This window comes from Parabacteroides sp. D25, assembly GCF_000307475.1.
Taxonomy (GTDB): domain Bacteria; phylum Bacteroidota; class Bacteroidia; order Bacteroidales; family Tannerellaceae; genus Parabacteroides; species Parabacteroides distasonis.
The window spans coordinates 414,202-438,313 of sequence record NZ_JH976503.1 but is presented as its reverse complement, the minus strand read 5'-3'; the positions used below and the strand labels follow the sequence as shown (position 1 = coordinate 438,313).

The following is a 24,112-nucleotide window of genomic DNA, read 5'->3' as shown; positions in this document are numbered from 1 at the left end:
GTATTCTAAATTACTGTCAGACGGTGGGAGACGGAGCACGCTCCGTCTCTACAACTGGGAAATGATTATTTCCCATCTTTTACGCTACTTCCCAAGTAGCTTAATATTTCAAGCGATGGTGATTTTCAGAAAAGCCATTTTTAAAAACATAAAGTGTTGTTTATCAGGAGTAAATAGGGTGCTCTTGGTAGGGCTTTGAATTGTCGTGAGGCTTGAGTGGAGATCCTGATATAATCTTAGGAAAAGATAATCATAATGATGAATGTTTTGAGAGACGGTCGCTCGGAGAGGGGTACGGCGCGAGTTGGCAAGCGTCATGACCTGAAGACTGTACGCTGGTACGTGCTCACGCTTCCTACTACGGGTGTGGCACGACGCGACAGGATCAGCCCCGCTAAAAGCTTGGATGCCGAGCTTTCCCGGCGCAAGCGTCGTGGGGAGACGTTGTTCGAGTATTTCGCCCCCTCCTATGTGGAGGTGAGGAAAGTGGATGGCAAGATGGTCAACACGAAGCGGCCCCTGCTGTTCAACTACGTGTTTATCCGGTCCTCGGTGGAGGAGATCTTTCAGATGAAGCGCACGCTTCCCCTCTACAATTTCCTTCCCCGGGTCTCTTCCGGAGGCATGACTCATTTCCCTTATCTCTCGGATGACGAGATGGGTAATTTACGTTGGGTGGCGGAATCTTATTCCAACGAGCTTCCGGTGTATGTGCCGGACAGCAATCGCCTGCTAAAAGGTGATCGCGTGCGTATCACGTCCGGTTATTTTACCGGTATGGAGGCGGAGGTGGTGATCCAGCCGGGTGGCGGGCATAAAGATGTGATGGCTCGTATCCTCGATTGCATGTGGGTCCCCTTGTTGGAGGTGAAGCCGGGCGAGTACGAGCTGATCGAGCTGAACACCAAGGGCAAGCACGTCTATACCCATCTGGACAACGACCGCTTGCGGGAGGGTTTGCACGATGCCTTGGGACGTTACCATGCCTCCGGCAACGTATCAGAGGAGGATACTCGTTTGGCCCGTGAGGTGTTGAGATCCTATGGCTCGCTCCGTGCGGAGACGGACGTGATGCGTTGCAAGATCTACTCATTGCTTCTTTCTGCCTACAAGTTGTTGGGCGATGAGGAGGAGTTCACACGTTTGCATGACACGATGCGTGGTATGCTCCCGGTGGTGAAAGCTCCGCAATCCCGTGCCTTGTTGCTGGTGACGCTCTACGGTTGCACGGACAGCGCCCTTTACCGGCAGATGGCGCATGAGGTGGTGGAGACGTGGCGGGGTGAGTCTTCGCCCAAGAAAAGCAAGTTATCCTTGATCCGCCGGCTGGACGATTACGACCGGTGGCTCAACCATGAAATAAGTTAACAGTAGACAAGTGACAGTTGACAGTTTAAATCATAAATCAAAAATCAAAATGTCTTCCCTTCCTTCCGGCGTTCGTTTGGTGCGGTTGCTGAACGAGCATTTGAGTGAGATCATGAGCCGCGAGCGTACGAATATCGCTTCCATCCACCTGTATTGCACGGGTCCTTACTGGGTGGCGTTCGAGTACTCAGCCTATCAGTTGCGCCGTGCGTTCCCGGACAGCGAAGTTACGCCGATGCGCTTGCTCGGCTACCCGTTTCCTGTGGTGATGGTATCCGTGACGGATCGTTCGCTCCGCTCGTATGCCCGCAAGCACATCTTGCGAAGAGACGATAAGGATTACAAACAGTTGACCGTCCCCGGTTTTTCCCTGTCTGATTACCAAGGCTGGCATAAGAGAGAGGTGGAGGGATTGCCATTGCTAAGCGAGACCGTATGAGTGTGGCATACGTATAAGGGCATCGTTTTACACGTATATCGACGTCGCCCCACACGTATATCGGTGTAGGCTTATACGAACGTAGGCGTGAGTCGATGCCGATATACGTGCGGGATGGAACCGATGCCGGGGAAAACAGGTGCAAGTAATGCAAGTAATGCAGCACCTTTTTCCCACACACGCACGTGTACATTATATATGTCGAATCAAACTTTCATACGGCTATCCAGCGTTTCTCATCCGGATCGTTCCATGCCTTGTTTGTGATCGTTTAGTGTAAAATTCTTGTTTTGTATAATGTACGCACGTGTGTGGGAAAAAGGTGCTGCATTACTTGCGTTATTTGCATTACTTGGGGTCTCCATAAGGACTGTATAAAAATAATAACAAACCAGACATGTATCACAAACAATCATTTCCCCGTTTGGGCGATTACATCGCCACGGTTTTGCAAGTCACCAGACTGACAAAGTCCATTATCCGCATAAGCGGAGGTCTGGGCAGTGACACTTACAATTCTTTTAAAAAGGCAAGGACATGCATTTTAGCGTTTACTATCGATTGGTAGATCTCCTTTGGGACCATCTGTCGGACGAGGAACTTTTCCGCCGTCTGGCACGTGAGGCCTTGGAGCGGTATATCGATTATAAGAAAGAGGAGGAAATGAACGGAGGAAAGAAATAATTTAAGGATGGGCTATGCAAATGAGATTAAGTTTTAACCTCGTGCCTGCCTTCATCGACTAATTAACTAGCCATGATTTTAGAAGAGAGTTTTGGAAAATCTACTGATTTTATCTCAGATGGGATGAACGCCTTCGAGCGTAACGTGAAGCGTATAGGGGATTGCCTTTTGGCCTTTATCGCCTTGGTCGTATTCTCCCCTTTGTTCTTGATCTGTTACATCGCCGTAAGGCGCGAGGATGGCGGTCCTGCCATTTTCAAGCAGGAGCGTATCGGTCGTTTCGGTCGTCCGTTCAACATCTATAAGTTCCGTAGCATGCGTTTGGATGCGGAGAAATTCGGTCCGGCTCTTTACAAGGGAGGTGCTGACCCCCGCATGACCCATGTTGGCAGGTTCCTGCGTGAGCATCATTTGGATGAGTTGCCCCAATTGTGGAATGTTTTCATCGGTGATATGTCTTTTATCGGCCCCCGTCCGGAACGAAAGTTCTACATCGACCAGATCATGGAACGTGATCCTCGCTATCGTTACCTGTACCAGATCCGTCCGGGTGTGACCTCTTACGCCACGCTCTATAACGGCTATACGGACACGTTGGAGAAGATGCTCCGCCGATTACGCTATGACTTGTTCTATCTGGAGCACCGCTCGTGGTGGTTCGATTTCAAGATATTGGTGAAGACGTTCTTGAACATAGCGTTTGGGAAGAAATTCTAAGGTATAAGTAATAATCCGGGGGAGCAATTCCACTCCTCCTTTAAATCAAGAATACCATGAAGAAAGTATTGAAAGGCTGGCTCATCGACAATTCGGTGACCACCGACAACAAGACGGACAAGATCCTGCTGTTACATTCAACGGGAAGTTTGGATCTTGATGATGTTCTTGAAGAGATGCAAAAGCAAGACACCGGTCTGCGTCCCGAGACGATGCGTCACTCGGTGACACTCTACAACCGGGTATTGACGGACTTGATCTTGAACGGTTACAGCGTAAATACGGGTCTCTTCCGAGCCGTTGCGCAACTAACTGGCGTGATCGAGGGCGGCGTATGGAACAAGGAGAAGAATTCCATCTACGTCTCCTTTACGCAGGACAAGGCATTGCGCGAGGCGATCGCCCAGACTGCGGTGGAGATCCTAGGTGAGAAGTCGAATATCATGTATATCCTTGAGACCGAGGATAAGAAGACCGGCTTGAAAGATGGCAGCGCCACGGCGGGCCGCAACTTCTTCGTGCGCGGTGCCATGCTGAAAGTGGTTGGCGATGACGAGTCGGTAGGCGTTACGCTGACCAATGCGGCGAAAGCCGTCACAAAATTAACGGATGACCTGATCACTATCAACAACCCCTCCTCGCTCACGCTGCTTCTGCCGGCTGATTTGGCGGAGGGCGAGTATACGCTGACGGTGACGACGCAGTATTCTGCCGCGAGTCGTTTCTTGAAAACGCCCCGCAGTGTAAGTACACAAGTTTGGATCGGCGGCAAGCCTACTGATGGGGGTGATAGCGAAAGCCCGGACGAGGTCTGATGTAAGGTATAGCGAGCCATGCCAGTAAGTGCGGACAGGCTCGCTGTCTAATCCCTTCAGACAGCTCTGTCTGATGGGATTAGACAAATCAAGGATGAAATTCTGAATACTGAGCATCAAATGTTGCAAAATACATTTAATATATAGGCTTTGTCTGGAGGAGGAATAAAAGGAATCTTTCGGGCTACTTTCTTAAGATGTTTGGAGGAAAAGTATCGTGTTCCTTTATAGGAGGATAAGGCGATAGATGAACTTCCGGGAATAGCGGATACTATTTTTAGGTATAAAATGCCTGAGATTTGAATTAGATAATTTCCATAGACATGTTGAAGAATCCGTTCTCGTTCTATGATTTTTAGGGGTATCTTTTCCCCGGTCTGTTATGCGTCATGCTAATGAAGGTGATATGTTCCTAAATACGATAATTACGTGGCTCTTTATGGATTTCTAAGGAGTCTTAGTCTCTTGCTCAGTAGCATGTTTGTCTACTGTCTTTGGATAGAAGTCTTGACCATTGATATCCATTCGGATGTAGATTGGCTAGCTATATGCGTATTGGTTCTTCTTTTGTTTTTTATCTGGGTTTCGTGAAATTTTACCGACATCATACGCTTGAGAATTTGATGAGTATTACGGTTGATCCTAATTTGAGGGGGAATTTGCAAGTAGGTACTTTAGGCTGTGCTTAAAATAAGAGGATTATTTATAAATAGTTTTGAATATGATAAATATAACCAATAAAATAGATTGTTGTGGATGTAATGCATGTGGTGATGTGTGTACCTACAATGCTATTTCATTTGAGAAAGATATTGAGGGATTTTGGTATCCTATTATTGATAAAACAAAATGTGTAAATTGTGGGTTGTGTGATAGCGTTTGTCCTATAATTAATGTGAAAAAACTAAAGAAAAATGATTTAGAACAATCTATTTGTTATGCTGCGGAACATAAGAATATAGAAGTAGTATTTGATAGTACTTCTGGAGGTGTATTTTCTGCACTGGCAGATGTTATATATATGAATAAAGGTTATGTGGGTGGTGCTGTTTTTGATGAAAATTTTTTAGTTAAACATTATATATCTAATGATAAAAAGGATTTAATAAAACTTAGAAGCTCTAAATACTTACAGAGTAATTTGGAGGGATTTTATAAAGAAGTAAGGGGGTTGCTTAAAATCGGTGAAAAAGTTTTGGTGTGTGGAACTCCGTGTCAAATGGCTGCGCTGAGAGCTTTTTTGCGTAAAGATTATGAAAATTTAATTATTGCTGATTTTATTTGTCTAGGTGTAAATTCTCCCAAAGTATGGAGAAAATATTTGGATTCTTTTGAAGAAAGATATGCTCATAAGGTTATTTATTGTAAAGCCAAATCAAAAGAATATGGTTGGAGAAATCTTACTCAAAAAGTTATTCTTGACAATGGAAAAGAATACTATGAAACAGGTGATCAAAGTGATTTTACAAAAGGATATTTACGAACACATGTTTATGCTCGTCCTTCTTGTTATGAATGTAAGTTTAAGGGGTATCCAAGAATAGCTGATATAACATTGGCGGATTTTTGGAAGATTGAAAAGATAGACAAAACACTGGATAAGGATTTAGGTACGTCGTTGGTAATGATCAATTCAGAGAAAGGAAAAGATTTTTTTGAAAAAATAAAATCTAGAATTAATTATCATAAAGTTCCTTTCTGCTCGATTGAAATGGGGAATATGGCATTAAAAGAATCAATGCCGCCAGCCTTGGTTGATCGAAAGCAATTTTTTGATGATTTGGATAAGATGACTTTTTTACAAATAGCACAAAAGTATATAAGCGAAAGTGATAACAAAGGTGTTAAGACTCGTATAAAGCCTCTTTTGAAAAATATAAGAGGAATGTTTAAACTTTTTTGTGATACTCGCTTCTCTCTGATTAGTCTTTATAAATTGCTATACAATAACAGTCTTTTGGAGATTCTGCATGGGCATTTTATTTTCCCTACTCCCCACTCTGTTATACGGATAAGAAGGGGGGCTATTGTAGAAAAAAAAGGTCGGATGGTTTTAGGATGGAAAAAGTTTCCTAAATCCCATTTAGAGAGCCGTTTGTTAGTAGATAAGGGAGCGAAAATAGTCATAGGAGGCAATGTGAACATCGGGTATGGGGCCGACATAGAAGTGTTCCCAGGTGGCGAACTTATTTTTAAAGGCGGTACAGGAACAAATATTTCTACTACAATTATTTGTTCGGAGAAAATAATTATTGGTCGTGATGTACAGATAGGTCGTAACGTCACCATTAGGGATAATAACGGTGGTCACTACATCAATCGTCAAGGATATAAAAATTCTCGCCCTGTTGTTATTGGCGATAAAGTTTGGTTATGTGAAGGATGTGTTATTATGCCGGGAGTCAAGATCGGTGATGGTGCTATCGTAGGCGCACATGCGTTTGTAACATCGAATGTTCCTGCTCATGCGCTAGTTTCAGGTAACCCTGCGGTTGTAGTAGATGAAGATATATTGTGGAAATATTAAAATTTAGAGATATGGAATTAAATGATTTTGTGGCAAAATTTGCTGAACAGTTTGATGATACGGATGTATCCGACATTTTACCGGATACTTATTTTCAAGAATTGGAAGAGTGGAGTTCTTTAACGGCAATGGGGATCATTGCCTTCGTAAAAACAGAATACGGCAAAAGTATAACAGGTAAAGAAATCCGTTCTTGCGATACAGTGGAGGATCTGTTTAATCTGTTAGCTGTTAAATAATGGATAATTACAATCCTTTTGCTCTTGTAGGCAAACGGATCTTGGTAACAGGAGCTTCGGCGGGTATTGGTCGTGCTATCGCTGTAGCTTGCTCTAGGATGGGAGCTGTGATGGTAGTAACAGGGCGTAACCAAGTTCGTTTAGATGAGACATACCACTTATTGGAAGGAAAGGGGCATCAGAGTCAGAAAGCTGACCTTTCTTCGGAAGAGGATATAGCCACGCTGGTACATGATACGCCTACTTTGGATGGGGTAGTGCATTGTGCAGGCATTGGTTTCCGTAAACCATGTAAGATGTTGGCTTTCTCTGACGTGGATGAGGTTATGAGTGTAAATTTCAAATCTTCCGTTTGTTTGCAAGCTGCTTTGTTGAAAGAGAAAAAAGTCAATAAGAGATCTTCGATCGTGTTTCTTGCTTCGCGAGCTGCTGTTTCTCCTAGTATTGGTAATTCTCTATATAGTGCTTCTAAAGGAGCGCTTATTTCATACGCTAATTGTTTAGCTTTGGAATTAGCTCCACGCTTGGTTCGGGTCAATTGTATTTCTCCCGCAATGGTGTGGACGGATTTAATACTGCAAGGAGGTCTTACTAAGGAGGATTTGGAGCGAGAGCAATTGAAATACCCCCTCAAAAGATATGGTACTCCTGAAGATGTCGCCCATTTGGCTGTTTATCTTCTGTCTGATGCATCATCTTGGATGACAGGTTCTTGTATCGATTTAACAGGGGGGGAGAATAATTTGTAACTTATGAAAGTATATATAAAAGCATTATCTTATTATTTGCCCGAAAGGATTGTAACCAATGCAGAGTTGTTGAAAGACTTTCCTGAATGGAGTGTAGATAAAGTGACTGCAAAGGTTGGGGTCACCTCTCGCCACTTGGCTGCTGATAATGAAACGGCAGGAGACTTGGCGGAAAAGGCAGCAAGGAGACTGTTTGAAGAATATGGAATTTCTCCTTCTGAGATTGATTTTTTATTGCTTTGCACACAAAGTCCGGATTATTTTTTGCCTTCCACGGCTTGCTTGCTGCAACATAGGTTAGGTATCCCGGTGACAAGTGGAGCTTTTGATTATAATTTGGGGTGTTCAGGCTGTATTTATGGTTTGGCGGTAGCTAAGGGATTGGTCTCTGCAGGGATTGCCCGGAATGTCCTGTTGCTTACTGCGGAAACATATAGTAAGTATTTGCATCCGTCTGATAAAAGTAACCGTTCTATATTTGGAGATGGTGCGGCAGCCTGCTTGATCTCCACGGATGGATTTGTGGAAATAGGCGATTTTGTGTGTGGTACGGATGGCAGTGGAGCCGAGAATCTGATTGTTAAAACGGGGGCTTCTAAACAGCGGAAGCCTACCGGGATCTTCAAAGAAGATGAAGAAGGTCATACGTGGTATGATGATTATTTGTATATGAATGGTGGGGCGATATTTAATTTTACTCTTGAAACTGTTCCTGTGCTGGTGAGGCAATTGCTGGATAAAAGCGGTTCCCAAAAAGAAGAGATTGATTATTTCATTTTTCATCAAGCCAATAAGTTTATGTTGAATACGATTCGCAAGGTTTGTGTATTGCCTAAAGAGAAATTTTATGTCAGTCTTGAGAATACGGGAAATACAGTTTCGTCAACAGTATTGATAGGATTGAAAGATTGTTTGCTAAACGGAACGATAAAGGCTGGGATGCAAGTTGTGGTAGCTGGTTTCGGGGTAGGACTGAGTTGGGGCGGTACGATATTGAAATTTTCAAATCAGAATTGAGATATGGATATTTTAATCATAGGAGGAACAGGCGTTCTAAGTAGTGCTGTTGTAAATGTGGCTTTGAAACAAGGTTTAAAAGTGACAATGATAAATCGTGGGCGAAGAAAGAACCTGATTCCGGAAGGAGTTGATGTTATTGTGGCGGATAAGAAGGATACGAAAAGAATTCAATCGATCTTAAAGAATCGAATTTTTGATGCGGTCATGGATTTTCTTTGTTATTCGGATAAAGATACGGCTGATAGTTTTAAGTTTTATTCCCAATATACTAAGCAATATTTCTTTATTTCTTCGTGTGCTGTATATAATACTTCTTTAGGAGGAATTTTTAAAGAAGATTCTCCAAAAGTTTTACCTGTGTGGGATTATAGCATCAATAAGTGGGCTAGTGAAAAAAAGTTAGTGGAACTGGCTACTGGCACAGATGTAAAATATACGATCATACGTCCATGTGTGACATATGGTGATACGAGAATCCCTTATGGCATTGTTCCACAATATGGTTATCATTGGACTTTAATAGCGAGAGTCTTGAATGGAAAGCCTATTGTTAGATGGAATGAAGGTAATAACCGTTGTAATATGATGCGTGTGGAGGATTTTGCGGTCGGGGTAGTAGGGCTAATCGGTAATCCGATGGCTTACAATGAGGCTTTTAACATTTGTGGAGATGAAACCCCATCGTTTAATGAAGTATTGGAATGCCTTTCTGAGTTGATAGGTGCATCTCCAAAACTAGTGGATGTTGACAGTGCTTTTTACGCCAAAGAATTACCTGAAAAATCTGGTGAAATATTGGGAGGACGTTCCATTGATGCTATAAACAGTAATGAGAAAATAAAATGGGCTGTTCCTGCTTTTCGGCATACTATATCCTTAAAAGAAGGAATGAAATTAACGTATGACGCTTATATTAAGAATAATTTCCAGCATGGTATTGATTGGAAATATGAAGGGGAAACAGATTGTGTCATTAATAGCTGGTGTAAACTTAATCATATTGATACATGTGAAATGAATTTGCGTTTTATCGACTATCTAGGTAATGCAGGCTGGGAAGATAAAGTTATTTATTATTTGTTTAGGTATCATAAGTGCTATGCAGTTCGTATTTTTTTATTGATGTGCAAAATAGGACGAAAATTAATTCGTAAAATCGTCTAATTTAAATTTTATGTATTCTGCCAATAGAACGATTACAAAGAACACAGTATTTCTCTATACCCGCATGATGTTTGTCATGCTGGTTTTGTTATATACGTCACGTGTCATATTACAGAAATTAGGTATTGACGATTATGGTATTTATCAGTCGGTTGGTGGAATAGTGGCTTTGTTATCTTTTGTCAATGGAGCGTTAAGTGCTGGTTCTTCTCGTTTTTTGACATTTGAGTTGGGAAATGGGGATTTTGAGAAATTGAAACGTACCTTTTCTACCACATTATCTTTGCATATCTTGATAGCTGCAATGGTGGTGATAACTGGCGAAACACTGGGAATGTGGTTTTTGCAATACAAAATGGTTATACCGTCGGAACGGTTGGTTGCAGCTATATATGTGTTTCATATATCTATCGTGACTGCGGTCTTTTCATTGACACAGATCCCTTATAACGCATGTGTCATAGCCCATGAAAAAATGTCAGTATTTGCCTACGTGGGTATAATAGAGGTGATTGCGAAGTTGTGTATAGTGTATTTGTTGGAGATAGGGAACTTTGACAAGATGAAATATTATGCCACTTTATTGTGCTTTGTGCAAATAGCTTCGATGTGTTTCTATCGCATTTATTGTCGTAAGCGGTTTACTGAGTGTGAATATCATTTTGTACTAGACAAGAAAGTATTAAAGCCTATTGCCGTTTTCTCAGGTTGGGGTCTGTTTGCAAATGGATCTATTGCTTTGAACAATCAAGGAGTTTTGATGCTGCTGAATATGTTTTTCTCTCCGGCAATTGTTACAGCTCGTGCCATTTCCGTTCAGGTGAATATGGCCGCTAATCAATTTGTGACCAATTTCCGTACGGCAGTCAATCCTCAAATCGTAAAAAGATACGCAGTTCATGATTACGACGGCTCAAAAAGATTGTTGCTTGCTTCAACAAAATATTCTTACTATTTGAGTCTGCTTATATGTTTACCCATTTTGCTGTTGACAGAATCTTTATTAAGGTTTTGGTTAGGAACTTTTCCTGATTATACAATTGCTTTTGTGCAAATTGTTACTGTACAAAGCTTGTTTCAGGTATTTGACACATCTTTTTATACTGCTTTGTATGCCAAAGGTAGTTTGCGAGAAAATGCTCTCCTTTCTCCTACATTGGGGTTCTTACAATTTCCCCTAATTTATTTGTTGTTTAAATTAGGATATTCGCCGATTGTGCTTTCATGGTCTAATCTGTTGATATGCATGTTTCTTGCTTTGTTTATAAAGCCATTCTTATTGGTGAGGATTGTTGGATATGATTGGTGCGATATAGGCTTGGTTTTTAAATCTTGTCTAAGGGTTACTATAGTAGCTTTACTGCTCCCATTACTATTGAGATGGTGTGTTGATGTGACTTGTTTGGATTTTTGGGGTAGTTTAGGCTATTTAATACTTATAATATTGAGTGTTTTCACATCTGTGTTTTACGTGGGGATTGATAAGGAAATAAGAGAGAAGGTGATATCTTATATTAAGAATAAAATTTTGAAGTGTAAAACAATATGATGGAGAAGGTTCTATTAATAGGTATTGACGGCGTATATAATTATGGTTGTGAGGCTATAGTCAGAGGTACTGTTGAGATTCTGAAAGCTGTCAATCCAAAGATTGAGGTGACGTATGCTTCCTATAATTTTGAAGATGATAGGAAACGTTTGTCTGATTGTGACATAAAGATACTTCCTCGCCCTAAGCGAAGGCGTTGGAGTTGGTATAATATTGTAAGAAAGTGTTTGTCTTACCTCCATATTCCCTATGTCGTACCTTATGACAAGCTTGATTGGGTGGTGGGCTTTGATACGGTTTTCTCCATAGGTGGTGATATATATACGCTGGCATCCAATGGCTCATATAACGCTTCATTACCCTTGTTTTTGGAACAGCTTCAACAACGTGGAATAAAGTATATCCTTTGGGGGGCTTCGGTCGGTAAGTTTGAGGAGAATCATCTGGCATTGCGCTTCTTCTCCCATCACTTATCAAAGATAAACCTCATTGTTTCTAGAGAATCAAATACATGGGAGTATTTACAATCTTTGAATTTGAATGCTAATTTGTGCTTAGCACCAGATCCGGCTTTTTTAGTGAAGAATCCCGTAAATTTGGTCCCGGAGCAGCATGAGGGGATTATCATTGGAATTAACTTGAGTCCTTTGTCGGCACTATATGAATATGGTAGTATTGAGGAAGCGGTAGCAATACAAGCGGAGGCGGTAATACGGCTTATTGAGCGGAGGGGGTGCGAGGTGCTTTTTCTTCCACATGTATTATCGCCTGATAAATCGGATAATGATCTACTGTATATGAAAGCTATTTATGATAAACTACCCAAGAATTTTCAAGATAAGATAATGATTATCGATTCAGATCCGGGCTTTGTGGGATTGAAACGCTTTATTGTGAAATGTGACTATGTTATAGCGGCTCGTATGCATTGTGCGATTAATGCCATTACAGTTTCAGTTCCTACCTTATTTCTCTCTTACAGCGAAAAGGCCAAAGGTATGGCTGAATTTGTATATGGCTCTAAAGATATGGTTGTTGCGTTAGGCGATTTTGAAAATACCCAATTGGTCATTGAAAGACTGGAGAAATGTAAATTCCAATCTCGGATTGAAGAAATACGGGATTTTGACTACAATAAAATATTTAACAGGTAAGAATCTATGCAGAAGAAAATAATGTTGGTCTTCGGTACTCGTCCCGAAGCGATTAAGATGGCTCCTTTGGTGAAGGAGTTTCTGAGATATCCCGAGAAGTTCGAAACCGTGGTTTGTGTCACAGGACAACACCGTGAGATGCTCGATCAAGTGTTACGCATTTTTGATATTCAACCCGACTATGATTTGAACATCATGAAGCAAGGGCAGGATTTATATGACGTGACAGCTCGTGTGTTAGTAGGGATGCGAAATGTGTTGAGAAAAGTTCTACCGGATGTTGTACTGGTACATGGAGACACTACCACTTCCACAGCAGCGGCTTTAGCGGCTTTTTACCAGCAGATCCCAGTGGGGCATATAGAAGCGGGTTTGCGTACTCACGATATTTATAGTCCTTGGCCTGAGGAAATGAATAGGCAGATTACCAGCCGTATCGCAACCTATCACTTCTCTCCTACACCGTTGAGCAAGCAAAATCTGTTGGCTGAAGGTATAAAAGAGGAGCAGATTGTAGTTACCGGAAATACGGTGATTGATGCTTTGTATAGGGTAGTGGATCATATAAAGAAAAATCTTAAGTTGGATGCTGAACTGGAAAGTTTGTTGAAGCAAGCAGGTTATGATGTGACCCGTTTGAAAGAGGGGAAGAAGCTGGTGCTGATTACTGGGCATCGTCGTGAAAATTTTGGTGAAGGTTTTGTCCACATATGTACGGCCATTAAAGATTTAACAAAGAAATACCCGGATGTGGATTTTGTTTATCCAATGCATTTGAATCCCAATGTACGCAAACCCATTCATGAGGTATTTGAAGATAATCTATCCGGTTTAGGTAATATGTTCTTTATTGAACCTTTGGAATATTTGAGTTTTGTTTATCTGATGGAAAAATCCAATATCGTATTGACAGATAGTGGAGGTATTCAGGAAGAGGCTCCGGGACTAGGAAAACCTGTGCTTGTAATGCGTGATACAACGGAAAGGCCGGAGGCATTAGAGGCTGGAACGGTGAAACTGGTAGGAACGAGCTATGATAAAATAGTTAACGAAGTCTCAGCATTATTGGAAAATCAAGATTATTACAATAAGATGAGTAAAGCGATTAATCCTTATGGAGATGGGAAGGCTTGTGGAAGAATTTGTACAGCACTGATCTGATATGTTTGTCTATTATTTTAGTGTACTTAGTTGTTTTTTTGCGACGTTTTTAAAAGATAAAAAAATAAAAACTTTTATCTTGATTGGCTTGGCACTATTTTTGTGTGCAGGTTATATGTGTGGTACAGACTGGCGTAATTATGAATATGCTTATAATCATTCATCTTTAGCAACCGTTGATCAAGAATTATTTGAATTAGGATACAGCTATTTGCAAGCTATTTTTCATACAATAGGTATAGATTTTTGGCTCTTTCATATTGTATTCAAGTTTTTGGTATTTTCCTCACTCTGTTATTTTGTTAGAGTATTTAAACAGGATGTTTTTTTGTTTTGGTTCTTGTTCCTTCCTGATATGGGACTTTATCTTTTTATAGACTGCCCTTTCCGGAATTTATTAGCTGCAGGAGGTTTCTTCTGGGCGATAAAATTCCTTTTGAATAGAAATGCTGTATTTTTCTTTGCGATAACAGTTTTGCTAGCTCAAATACATTCAAGTGCTTATTTCTTAGTGATTGTATATTTGTTTTCTAATATTTTTGTAAAGAGCAAATACTTTATTATACTTTTTGTCCTTTCGAATATTTTAGCATATAGATTGGACTTGATTGTTGATTATATATTATTTCCATTGATAGGTGTTGATGGCTACTTGGGAGAGCGTGTAAGAAATTATTTTATGCGAGATGAATTCTGGAGTTCTACAGTTGCTTTAGGTACAATTTATCGAGTTACATCATTCTTTATTATATTATACAATCGTAAATTTATAGAGAATAGTTTTGCTTATGGTAAATATGTGTTTAATTTGTCTATGTTGTTTTTTATGATTTATCCTTTTGGAATGTCAATGAAGATGATACAACGGTTCTTGTTTTATACTATGCCTTTTTTTATAATTTCAATCGAAATTATTTTTCGGGATATAAAACTGTTATCGATGTCGTTTCAGAAAAGAATGTTATTTATGATATTCTTTTTTTGGGGAATGATTAAAATTTATCAAATTACTTCTTATGATTATCGCTATATTCCTTATACTAATTATTTTGAATATATAGGGAATCATCCTGCCTATTCATACCGTAGTCTTTATAATATACAAAAATCGCCTTATGATGCAAATTAATGTCGCTTTTTGCAACCGTCCTTTATATGATAATCCGTTGGGAGGTGATGCAATACAAATGCTGGAAACAAAAAAGTGGCTGGAGTCTTTGTATGGTTTCCATATTTCTGTAATAACAGATCCAAAAGAGTTAACAGACGATTTTGATATCGTACATATATTTAATTTTTCTACCTACGAAATAACAAATAGATTCATGGAAAAAGCTCATCAATTGGGTATTCCTATCGTATCATCATGTATTTATTGGGACTATTCTTATTCTATTCCTCCATTACACTATTTTTTTGGATATCCTTCGCATATACGAAAATCTTGTGTGCTTTTTTATCGTTTTTTATATGGAAATATTACTGCCTTCCTTAGAAGACCTAGAACCGTTTCATGGGAATTTAGAAAACATGTACGTAAGTTTATAGATTATTCCAGTTTTGTGCTACCTAATTCTCTGGAGGAAGGAATTTTACTTTATGATTTTGCACGAATGAAAAATATGAATAAGCTACGTGTTGTCTATAATGGTGTTGAACTTAAAGAAAACCAAATACTATCGTCAGAAATATTTTTTTCTAAATATAAGCTTCCTAGGAACTATATTTTGCAGGTTGGAAGAATTGAATATTTGAAAAACCAACTTAATTTGATTTATGCTCTTCGGAATCATTCAGATATACCGATTGTGTTTATAGGTCAAATTAGTGATTTTAAATACGGACGAAAATTACATGCGATAGCTCAAGAACGTGGAAATGTGTTTTTCTTGGATAAAGTTCCGCATGATGAAATTGCTTCTTTCTATCATTATGCTAATTTGCATGTGTTACTTTCTTTAAGGGAGTCTCCAGGTTTAGTTAGTATGGAAGCTGCATCACAAGGATGTCCTATAGTTATTTCAACTTCAGAATATCTTCCTAAAGAAACTTATTTTTCTAAAGCTCCTTATGTGGTAGATCCTTTAGATATATCTGCCATTGAACGAACACTTTTACAAGCCTATCAAGAGCGGAAGGTTTTTGATTTGAATATAAAAGACTTTTCATGGTCTAATGTGGCAGTGCAAACATGTAAAGTTTATGAAGAAATAATGAATAATAAAAACGTATTGAATCTATGATTTCAGTTTGCATGGCTACCTATAATGGTGAAAGGTATATAAAAGAGCAAATAGATAGTATCTTATGTCAATTATCAGAAGATGATGAATTGATAGTATCTGATGATCACTCTACAGACTCTACATGCGTAATTATAAAGTCATATAATGATAATCGAATAAAATTGTTCATGAATGAATTGGAAAAAGGTGTCACTCATAATTTTGAAAATGCCCTTTTACACTCTAGTGGTGATATTATATTTCTCGCCGATCAAGATGATGTTTGGCTTCCGAATAAATTATGCGAGTTAACGGATTTCCTTATTCAAGGTAATTATGACTTGGTTACCAGTAATTGCGCTTTGACTGATTCAGAATTGAATATAACTCAAGATATGTTTTATGTAGAGCAATCGCCTTTAGATAAGAGTGCTTTGGAAAATTGGGTGAAAAATCTATGGTTAGGTAGTTGCATGGCTTTTCATCGTAAAGTCCTTGAAGCAACTTTGCCATTTCCAGACAAAGTGGTAGCTCACGATTTATGGATTGCATTATTTAGCCAGATTCACTTCAAATGCGGTTATTACCCCAAAGTCTTGCAATTGTATAGAAGACATGAAAATACTGTATCTTTTGCAGGTGCGAAAAGTACCAATAGTTTTTGGTATAAGATTGCTTATCGTGTCTATCTAGCTTATTTTTTGTTGATAAGAAGCATTACAAAATAATTAATTATGAATATCTATTTCATCAATCCCCCATTCAAGGCTGAGTATGGAAAATTCTCTCGTGAGTCCCGTAGTCCGGCCATTACAAAAAGCGGGGCTTTATATTATCCTCTATGGCTGATTTACGCTGCTTTGTATTCACGGAAGCAGGGACATATTGTCTCTTTTTTGGATGCTCCGGCTAAACAGCTAAATGAGGAACAATCTTTAGATATTATTGAGAAGACGAATAATGAGCATTCTTTGTTTGTCTTGGATACAAGTACGCCTTCCATTAAAAACGATGTGGCTTTCGCAGGGAAATTGAAAGCGATTTATCCACACTCTTTTGTCGTATTGGTGGGTACTCATCCTTCGGCCTGTGCGGAAGAGACGTTGGGTTATTCGAATGCGGTGGATGCGGTCGCTATTGGGGAATATGATTGTATCGTGAATGAGCTAGCGAATGTTCTGGACGCAGGAAAGGATCTGCGGGAGGTTCGAGGGCTTTGTTTTTGGGACGGGAAGGAGTTTGTACGAACCGCGCATATGCCACCGATGAAGAATTTGGATGATCTTCCTTTTGCCTCACAATTTATCAAGGAACATTTAAATGAGAGGGATTACTTTTTCGCTGCTGCCACATATCCCTCTATCCAGATATTTACCGGGCGTGGATGTCCCTTCCGTTGTAATTTCTGTGTCTATCCGCAAACGATGCATGGGCATGCTTTTCGGGCACGATCCGCAGAGAATGTGGTGGCCGAGTTCGAATACATTGCCGCTAATTTCCCAGATGTGAAAGAGGTAGTAATCGAAGATGATACATTTACAGCCAATAAGAAGCGAGTATTGGACATTTGTCGTTTGTTAGTGGAAAAGAAATTGAATAAACGGCTGAAATGGTTATGTAATGCTCGTGTGGACCTTGATTTGGAAACGATGTTGGCTATGAAAAAGGCCGGATGTCGTTTGATTATTCCGGGTATAGAGAGTGGTAGCCAACAGATATTGGATAACATCAAGAAAGGAACGAAGGTGGAATATTTCTATCAGTATGTTGCCAACGCTAAAAAGGCGGGTTTGTTAATACATGCTTGTTATATGGTCGGTAACCAAGGTGAAACCCGGGAAACCATGGAAGAGACTCTTCGGTTGGCGTTGAGGTTGAATACGGATACCGCCCAGTTTTTCCCGTTGATACCTTATCCCGGTACGGAGGCTTATCAGTGGGCGAGGGAAAACAACTATATAGAGACGGATTATGAGAAGTATTGTTTGCCGGATGGTACACATAACACCGTATTGTCTTTACCGGATCTTTCCGCAGGGGAAATGGTTGATTTCTGTAATAGGGCACGGAAGAAATATTATTTACGTGCCAGTTACATTTTACACAGGCTGAGAGTCGGTTTGCGTAATCCTTCAGACTTGAAACGTTCGCTTAAGGCATTCGCTAAGTTGAAACGTTATTTATTTAAATAATTATTTGTATTTTAACGTGTTGCCTCTTGTATCCATTATAACCCCGTGTTATAATGCGGCTCCTTTTATATCCCAAGCGATTGAGTCCGTATTGGCTCAATCGTTTGGGGATTGGGAGATGATTATTGTGGATGATTGTTCTAGTGATGATTCGCTCTTGATCATTCAAGAGTATGCGAGAATAGATTCCCGTATTCGATATTTACGGACGGATAAACCATCCGGTTCGCCTACGTTACCCCGTAATATGGGAATAAAGGAAGCGAAAGGACGGTATATTGCTTTCTTGGATAGCGATGATATATGGTTACCGAATAAGCTAAGCGATCAGTTAAAAGTTTTTGAAAAGTCCGAGGTCGCTATTGTTTTCTCTAATTATGAGAAAGTAAACCTAGATGGTGAGCGAAGCGGACGTGAAATAATAGCTCCTTGTGAGGTTGATTATCCTTTGTTATTGAAAGGGAATTGTATAGGATGCTTGACAGCCATGTATGATTCAGCCTTGACGGGAAAGATATTTTTCAAGGAAATTGGGCATGAGGATTATGTATGTTGGCTTTCTATCTTAAAGCAAGGGTATAAAGCGCGGAACACAAATACGGTGACGGCTCTTTACCGAGTTAGTGACCATTCGGTCTCTTCGAATAAATTAAAAGCCATGCGTTGGCAGTGGAACATTTTGAGAAATGAGATGGATTTGCCGGTGTATAAGGCTGTTTATTATTTTATTCATTATGCGATTAGAGCTTTTGCTAAGGCTATGAGGTGATCTTACTCAGTGAAATATTTGTATGCCTTAGATCTAGTGCTTACTCATAGACAAACTGTCTTGTAAAATAGAGGGCGATATTCTACTTCCAGCTTATGGAAAGTAAAATATCGCCCTCTATTAGTGTAGAAAAAATTGAGTATTTCATAGAATGAAAACTATAATCGGAGACTTGTTCCGGAAAAAAGTTCTATCTTTGTTCAACAACAGGTGTAGTAAGAAAAAAGGTTATGACGACTATGCGTAAATTACCGATAGGAATACAGAGTTTCGAAAATATTCGGAATGAGAACTATTTATATGTGGATAAGACTGCCTTGATTTACCAATTGGTGACGAAAGGTAAGCCTTACTTTCTGAGTCGTCCTCGCCGTTTTGGGAAAAGTTTATTGATATCTACGCTAGAAGCGCTATGGTTTTCTGAACTTTATAACTCCTTTTTATTCATCTATATCTGATGAGGAAAGAAGCGTACGCTGAAAAACTGGAGGCTAAATGCGAGGGGAAAGATTAGGAGCGTCTTTTATGTCAAATCCCATTCGTATGTAAGTGAGTTTACGTATATTTGTGTTGACTTTAAATGTAAATAGATTATATGGAAAAACAAAAACAACAACCCCAGCGGTTGCAATCATTGGATGCCCTTAGGGGTTTTGACATGCTCTTTATTATGGGCGGTGCTTCTTTATTTGTCGCTTTGGCGACATTGTTTCCGAATCCTTTTTTTCAGGCGATAGCCGGGCAGATGGAACATGTGGAATGGAACGGGTTGGCACATCACGACACGATCTTCCCATTGTTCCTCTTTATTGCGGGTATCTCGTTTCCGTTCTCACTAGAGAAGCAACGAGGAAAAGGTATGACGGAAGGGGCGATTTATAAGAAGATCGTCCGTCGGGGGATTACCTTGGTTTTCTTGGGATTGGTATATAACGGGCTATTGTCGTTCGAATTTGACCACCTGCGTTGTGCGAGCGTGCTGGCGCGTATCGGGTTGGGATGGATGTTCGCAGCCTTGTTGTTTGTCCGTTTCGGTTGGAAAGTGCGTGCGGGGATAACGGTTCTTATTTTGGTTGGCTATTGGCTGGCGATGGCTTTTGTGCCTGTGCCGGATGTCGGTGGAGCGGGGCCGTTCACGCTCGAGGGAAACTTGGTAGGGTATATTGACCGCCTGTTTCTTCCCGGACGTTTGCACGAGACTGTTTTTGATCCGGAGGGTTTATTCTCCACCGTCCCTGCGATTGCCACGGCGATGCTGGGCATGTTCACCGGTGAGTGGATTAAGTTACGGAAAGAGGGGCTGACCGACCGAAAGAAAGAGCTTTGTTTAGTAGGAGCGGGAGCTGTATTGTTGATCGTCGGCTTGTTATGGAGTTTGGTCTTCCCGATCAATAAGAAGCTATGGACAAGTTCCTTTGTCTGTGTGGTAGGTGCTTATTCCGTTTGGATGTTTGCTTTGTTCTTCTATATCATAGACGTATTGGGGTGGCGTAAATGGACCTTGTTTTTTACCGTGATCGGCATGAACTCTATTACGATCTATTTGGCGCAGCGTTTTATCCGTTTCTCCTATACTTCCGAGGCTATATTCGGAGGGCTGGCGAAGTTGATGCCCGAGACCGCCCAGCCTTTGGTTAGCGCTATCGCATATATCGCTGTTTGTTGGGGATTCTTGTATTTCTTATATCGCCAACGTATTTTCTTGAAAGTATAATAAACGGATGGAGAAGAAGAAATTAAATCGGTTGGAGTCATTGGACGTACTCCGTGGCTTCGACCTTTTTTGCTTAGTGGTGTTGGAGATGGTGTTGCATCCGCTGGCCCATGCGATCGATATGCCTTGGTTTAATTCTTTTATGTGGGGATTCTCGCATGTGGAATGGGAGGGATTCTCTACGTGGGATCTCGTGATGCCCTTATTCTTATTCATGGCGGGAGTTTCCATGCCTTTCTCTTTGTCTCGTTATAAGGATATGCCCGATAAGATGGCGGTATATCGGCGGATCGGGAAACGGGTGGTACTGCTTTGGGTCTTCGGTATGATGTGCCAAGGTAATTTATTGGCTTTGGACCCGGACCGGGTTTATTTGTATTCAAATACTTTGCAGTCGATCGCTATGGGGTATTTGATTGCTTCCTTGTTATTCTTGCATGTAAGGATACGGGTACAGATCGGTATAGCGGCATCTCTTTTATTAATCTTTTGGGGAACGATGGAGTTTATTACAGTCGGTAACTATGGGGGAGGTTCGTACACACCGGATAGTAATTTGGCCGAATGGATCGATCGCACCGTACTGAGACGTTTCCGGGATGGGGCGACGGTGGAGAACGGGGAGGTGATATTCGCTACTTGGTATCGTTATACATGGATACTGAGCAGCTTGAATTTCGGGGTAACCGTGTTGACCGGGTTGTTCGCCGGATATATCCTAAAGAACAAATTATATTCCGAGCGGCTCAAATTACGGATGTTATTCGGTATTGGTCTGGGTATGGTTATCGCCGGATGGCTTTGGGGTATCGAGCTTCCCGTTATTAAGAAACTGTGGACTAGTTCGATGGTATTGGTGAGCAGTGGGTACTGTTTCTTGCTTATGGGGTTGTTCTATTATTGGATCGACTATAAAGGGCATCGAAAGTATACGACTTGGCTGAAAGTGTATGGCATGAATTCAATACTGGCTTATATGCTCACTAACGTGGTAAGTTTTAGGTGTATCGGCGAATCCTTGTTTTTCGGAACCCAGCAATATTTAGGAAATTATTATCCGGTGCTCATTGCCATGTGCAATGTATCGGTAATTTATGTACTTTTGTATGCGTTTTATAAACATAATATTTTCCTTAAAGTATAGAAACAAGAAAACTTAGATCGAAGAAAGATGGAATCAATCAAACAAATATACCGGATGGGTCATGGCCCTTCAAGCAGTCATACTATGGGGCCGATGCGTGCGGCACAAATGTTCTTGGAACGTAACCGGGGCGCTGTTCGTTTTAACGTAACCTTATATGGTAGCCTAGCGGCTACGGGAAAAGGCCATATGACGGATGCAGCTATTCTTGAGGTATTACAGCCGGTCGCGAAGACAAATATTACTTGGGAACCCAAGACTTTCTTGCCGTTTCACCCGAACGGGATGTTGTTCGAGTCGTATAATGAGAGTGGCGAGGAGCTGGATACGTGGACCGTATATAGTATCGGCGGGGGAACCTTGGCGAACGAGTCTTTCAATGAGTTGAGGACGGAGCAAGTATACGATATGCATACGATCAAGGAGATACAGGCTTGGTGTGAGAAGACTGGCCATTCCTATTGGGAATATGTCGAGCAGCACGAAGGCCCTTCTATCTGGGATTATCTGGCTGAGGTATGGGAAGTGATGCAGGATGCGGTTCGTCGTGGTCTGGAAGCGGAAGGCATCTTGCCGGGAGGTTTGGGCATTCGTCGTAAGGCTTCCGATTATATGATCCGTGCGAAAGGTTATGGCAGCAGTATCAAGAGCCGGGGAATGGTGTATGCCTATGCCTTGGCGGTGTCTGAGGAGAATGCGTGCGGTGGGAAGATCGTGACCGCTCCGACTTGTGGTTCTTGCGGTGTAATGCCTGCGGTCCTTTATCACTTGAAGGAGACGCGTGAGTTCCGTGATTCCCGTATATTGCGTGCGTTGGCTACGGCAGGCTTGTTTGGAAATGTGGTGCGTACGAATGCCTCCGTATCGGGGGCAGAGGTAGGTTGCCAAGGTGAGGTTGGCGTGGCTTGCGCTATGGCTGCCGCTGCCGCCAGTCAGTTGTTTGGTGGTACGCCTGCGCAGATCGAGTATGCCGCCGAGATGGGATTGGAGCATCACTTGGGATTGACTTGCGATCCTGTTTGTGGCTTGGTACAAATCCCTTGTATCGAGCGAAACGCTTTTGCCGCCGCCCGTGCACTTGACGCGAATACGTTCTCGAACTTCTCCGACGGAAAACACCGGGTAAGTTTTGATCAGGTGGTTGAGGTGATGCGCCAGACAGGTAATGATTTGCCCAGTCTTTATAAGGAGACCTCGGAAGGTGGTTTGGCGAAGAACATGGAGAACTCGAATAATTAAAAGATACTATTTGATTTACTAATAAATAATCTACTATTGATGATAAACGGAAAGAAAAGCCTGTTTTACACAGTATTGATGGCCGGTGCCTTGATGTCCTGCGGGGGTCCTAAACAGGCTCCAAGCGAAGAGGTAGCGAAGAGTGGTAATCCTGTATTCGAGGGTTGGTACGCCGATCCGGAGGGAATTATTTACGGGGATACCTATTGGATTTACCCGACTACGAGTGATTTATATGAGAAGCAAACCTTCTTCGATTGCTTCTCTTCCAAGGATTTGGTGAGTTGGACTAAGCATACCGCCATTCTTGATACGGCAGAGGTGAAATGGGCGAAGATCGCTATGTGGGCTCCTTCAGTAATCAACAAGGACGGTAAGTATTATCTTTTCTTTGGGGCGAATGACGTGCACGAGGGAGAGATCGGAGGTATCGGTGTTGCCGTGAGCGATCGTCCGGAAGGGCCTTATAAGGATTTGCTGGGTAAGCCGCTGATCAACGAGATCGTGAATGGGGCGCAGCCGATCGACCAGTTTGTTTTCCACGACGCTGACAATGATGAGTATTATATGTATTACGGTGGTTGGAAACACTGCAACATGGTACGCTTGAATAAAGACTTTACCGGACTTATACCGTTTGAGGACGGAACGATTTATAAAGAGGTAACTCCCAAGGATTACGTGGAAGGCCCGTTTATGTTTAAGAAGAATGGTAAATATTACTTCATGTGGAGTGAGGGTGGCTGGACCGGACCGGATTACAAGGTCGCTTACGCCATCTCCGATTCTCCTTTTGGCCCGTTCAATCGTATCGGGGAGGTCTTGCGGCAAAATTTCGATATCGCCAACGGAGCGGGGCACCACTCGATCATGCATGTGCCGAATTCGGAAGATTACTACATCGTGTACCATCGCCGGCCGGCCGGGGTCAAGACACGTGACCACCGGGAGACTTGTATCGAGAAGATGACGTTCAACGAGGAGGGATTGATCAATCCCGTGGAGATTACGACCGAAGGAGTTGAGGCTCGCACGATCCAATAATTACTTCCGATAGAAATGAAAGGCGGGTTCGAAGGGAATCCGCCTTCCTCTCGAAAGGAATCGTATTTCCTCTCGAATGAAAAAAAGAAGGATTACATAGCAAGAAAACTTAGGTTTTACTTGCTATGTAATTTTTTTATACTATTTTTGACGCATGTGTCAAACAACAATGACAAACAATGGTGACAAAACAAAAAAT

The 24,112-nt window shown here is 41.4% G+C and carries 23 protein-coding genes and 1 pseudogene; all 24 read left to right on the top strand.

The genetic code is table 11. The features are described from left to right. On the top strand, nt 1–199 hold a 199-nt coding region (locus HMPREF0999_RS22945), incomplete at its 5' end, for a hypothetical protein (RefSeq protein ID WP_232306307.1). A gap of 56 nt (nt 200–255) precedes the next feature. Next, nucleotides 256–1,368: a transcription termination/antitermination protein NusG gene (locus HMPREF0999_RS12440; protein WP_036745431.1), complete on the top strand. Its 1,113-nt coding sequence runs from the start codon at nt 256–258 to the stop codon at nt 1,366–1,368. A 49-nt stretch (nt 1,369–1,417) separates the two neighbouring features. After that, nucleotides 1,418–1,807, top strand: a complete 390-nt coding sequence (locus HMPREF0999_RS12435; protein ID WP_009276056.1) for a hypothetical protein — start codon at nt 1,418–1,420, stop codon at nt 1,805–1,807. Between the two features lie 537 nt (nt 1,808–2,344). Beyond that, nucleotides 2,345–2,491: a hypothetical protein gene (locus HMPREF0999_RS22710; protein WP_005856415.1), complete on the top strand. Its 147-nt coding sequence runs from the start codon at nt 2,345–2,347 to the stop codon at nt 2,489–2,491. Nucleotides 2,492–2,563: 72 nt separating this feature from the next. Beyond that, the gene (locus HMPREF0999_RS12430) at nt 2,564–3,208 is read left to right on the top strand and encodes a sugar transferase (RefSeq protein WP_009276054.1); all 645 of its coding nucleotides are present in this window, start codon (nt 2,564–2,566) and stop codon (nt 3,206–3,208) included. Nucleotides 3,209–3,264: 56 nt separating this feature from the next. Next, nucleotides 3,265–4,023, top strand: coding sequence for a DNA-binding domain-containing protein (locus tag HMPREF0999_RS12425; protein WP_009276053.1), 759 nt, complete (start codon nt 3,265–3,267; stop codon nt 4,021–4,023). A 721-nt stretch (nt 4,024–4,744) separates the two neighbouring features. Then, the gene (locus tag HMPREF0999_RS12420) at nt 4,745–6,550 is read left to right on the top strand and encodes a Coenzyme F420 hydrogenase/dehydrogenase, beta subunit C-terminal domain (RefSeq protein ID WP_009276052.1); all 1,806 of its coding nucleotides are present in this window, start codon (nt 4,745–4,747) and stop codon (nt 6,548–6,550) included. 11 nt (nt 6,551–6,561) lie between these two features. Then, nucleotides 6,562–6,789 (top strand): acyl carrier protein, encoded by a 228-nt coding sequence (locus tag HMPREF0999_RS12415; RefSeq protein ID WP_009276051.1) that lies wholly within the window; start codon nt 6,562–6,564, stop codon nt 6,787–6,789. Further along, entirely contained in the window at nt 6,789–7,538 is a 750-nt protein-coding gene (locus HMPREF0999_RS12410; protein ID WP_009276050.1) for an SDR family NAD(P)-dependent oxidoreductase, read from the top strand. The genes HMPREF0999_RS12415 and HMPREF0999_RS12410 overlap by 1 nt, the downstream gene beginning before the upstream one ends. A gap of 3 nt (nt 7,539–7,541) precedes the next feature. Then, nucleotides 7,542–8,555 (top strand): 3-oxoacyl-ACP synthase III family protein, encoded by a 1,014-nt coding sequence (locus HMPREF0999_RS12405; RefSeq protein WP_009276049.1) that lies wholly within the window; start codon nt 7,542–7,544, stop codon nt 8,553–8,555. Nucleotides 8,556–8,558: 3 nt separating this feature from the next. Continuing rightward, nucleotides 8,559–9,722: an NAD-dependent epimerase/dehydratase family protein gene (locus tag HMPREF0999_RS12400; RefSeq protein WP_009276048.1), complete on the top strand. Its 1,164-nt coding sequence runs from the start codon at nt 8,559–8,561 to the stop codon at nt 9,720–9,722. Nucleotides 9,723–9,732: 10 nt separating this feature from the next. Continuing rightward, the gene (locus HMPREF0999_RS12395; protein WP_009276047.1) at nt 9,733–11,271 is read left to right on the top strand and encodes a lipopolysaccharide biosynthesis protein; all 1,539 of its coding nucleotides are present in this window, start codon (nt 9,733–9,735) and stop codon (nt 11,269–11,271) included. After that, nucleotides 11,268–12,425 carry a polysaccharide pyruvyl transferase family protein gene (locus tag HMPREF0999_RS12390; RefSeq protein ID WP_009276046.1) on the top strand — a complete coding sequence of 386 codons (1,158 nt, stop codon included), beginning with the start codon at nt 11,268–11,270 and terminating at the stop codon, nt 12,423–12,425. The genes HMPREF0999_RS12395 and HMPREF0999_RS12390 overlap by 4 nt, the downstream gene beginning before the upstream one ends. Before the next feature lie 6 nt (nt 12,426–12,431). After that, nucleotides 12,432–13,586, top strand: coding sequence for a non-hydrolyzing UDP-N-acetylglucosamine 2-epimerase (wecB, locus tag HMPREF0999_RS12385; protein WP_009276045.1), 1,155 nt, complete (start codon nt 12,432–12,434; stop codon nt 13,584–13,586). Between the two features lie 79 nt (nt 13,587–13,665). Continuing rightward, nucleotides 13,666–14,715 carry an EpsG family protein gene (locus tag HMPREF0999_RS12380; protein WP_009276044.1) on the top strand — a complete coding sequence of 350 codons (1,050 nt, stop codon included), beginning with the start codon at nt 13,666–13,668 and terminating at the stop codon, nt 14,713–14,715. Then, nucleotides 14,702–15,829 (top strand): glycosyltransferase family 4 protein, encoded by a 1,128-nt coding sequence (locus tag HMPREF0999_RS12375; protein ID WP_009276043.1) that lies wholly within the window; start codon nt 14,702–14,704, stop codon nt 15,827–15,829. The genes HMPREF0999_RS12380 and HMPREF0999_RS12375 overlap by 14 nt, the downstream gene beginning before the upstream one ends. Then, nucleotides 15,826–16,539 (top strand): glycosyltransferase, encoded by a 714-nt coding sequence (locus HMPREF0999_RS12370; RefSeq protein WP_009276042.1) that lies wholly within the window; start codon nt 15,826–15,828, stop codon nt 16,537–16,539. Before HMPREF0999_RS12375 ends, HMPREF0999_RS12370 begins: the two co-directional genes overlap by 4 nt. A 6-nt stretch (nt 16,540–16,545) precedes the next feature. Next, on the top strand, nt 16,546–18,003 hold the full coding sequence (locus HMPREF0999_RS12365; RefSeq protein ID WP_009276041.1) for a B12-binding domain-containing radical SAM protein: 1,458 nt from the start codon (nt 16,546–16,548) through the stop codon (nt 18,001–18,003). 16 nt (nt 18,004–18,019) lie between these two features. After that, nucleotides 18,020–18,772: a glycosyltransferase family 2 protein gene (locus HMPREF0999_RS12360; protein WP_029257170.1), complete on the top strand. Its 753-nt coding sequence runs from the start codon at nt 18,020–18,022 to the stop codon at nt 18,770–18,772. A gap of 230 nt (nt 18,773–19,002) precedes the next feature. Then, nucleotides 19,003–19,182: pseudogene (locus HMPREF0999_RS12355) on the top strand (AAA family ATPase); the annotation flags it as partial. Between the two features lie 185 nt (nt 19,183–19,367). Continuing rightward, nucleotides 19,368–20,486, top strand: coding sequence for an acyltransferase family protein (locus HMPREF0999_RS12350; protein WP_009276039.1), 1,119 nt, complete (start codon nt 19,368–19,370; stop codon nt 20,484–20,486). A gap of 7 nt (nt 20,487–20,493) precedes the next feature. Next, a complete protein-coding gene (locus HMPREF0999_RS12345) occupies nt 20,494–21,630 on the top strand; it encodes an acyltransferase family protein (RefSeq protein WP_009276038.1) in 1,137 nt (378 codons plus the stop codon). A gap of 27 nt (nt 21,631–21,657) precedes the next feature. Further along, a complete protein-coding gene (locus HMPREF0999_RS12340; protein WP_008771936.1) occupies nt 21,658–22,869 on the top strand; it encodes an L-serine ammonia-lyase in 1,212 nt (403 codons plus the stop codon). Nucleotides 22,870–22,908: 39 nt separating this feature from the next. After that, the gene (locus HMPREF0999_RS12335; RefSeq protein ID WP_009276037.1) at nt 22,909–23,913 is read left to right on the top strand and encodes a glycoside hydrolase family 43 protein; all 1,005 of its coding nucleotides are present in this window, start codon (nt 22,909–22,911) and stop codon (nt 23,911–23,913) included. The last annotated feature ends 199 nt before the right edge of the window (nt 23,914–24,112 follow it).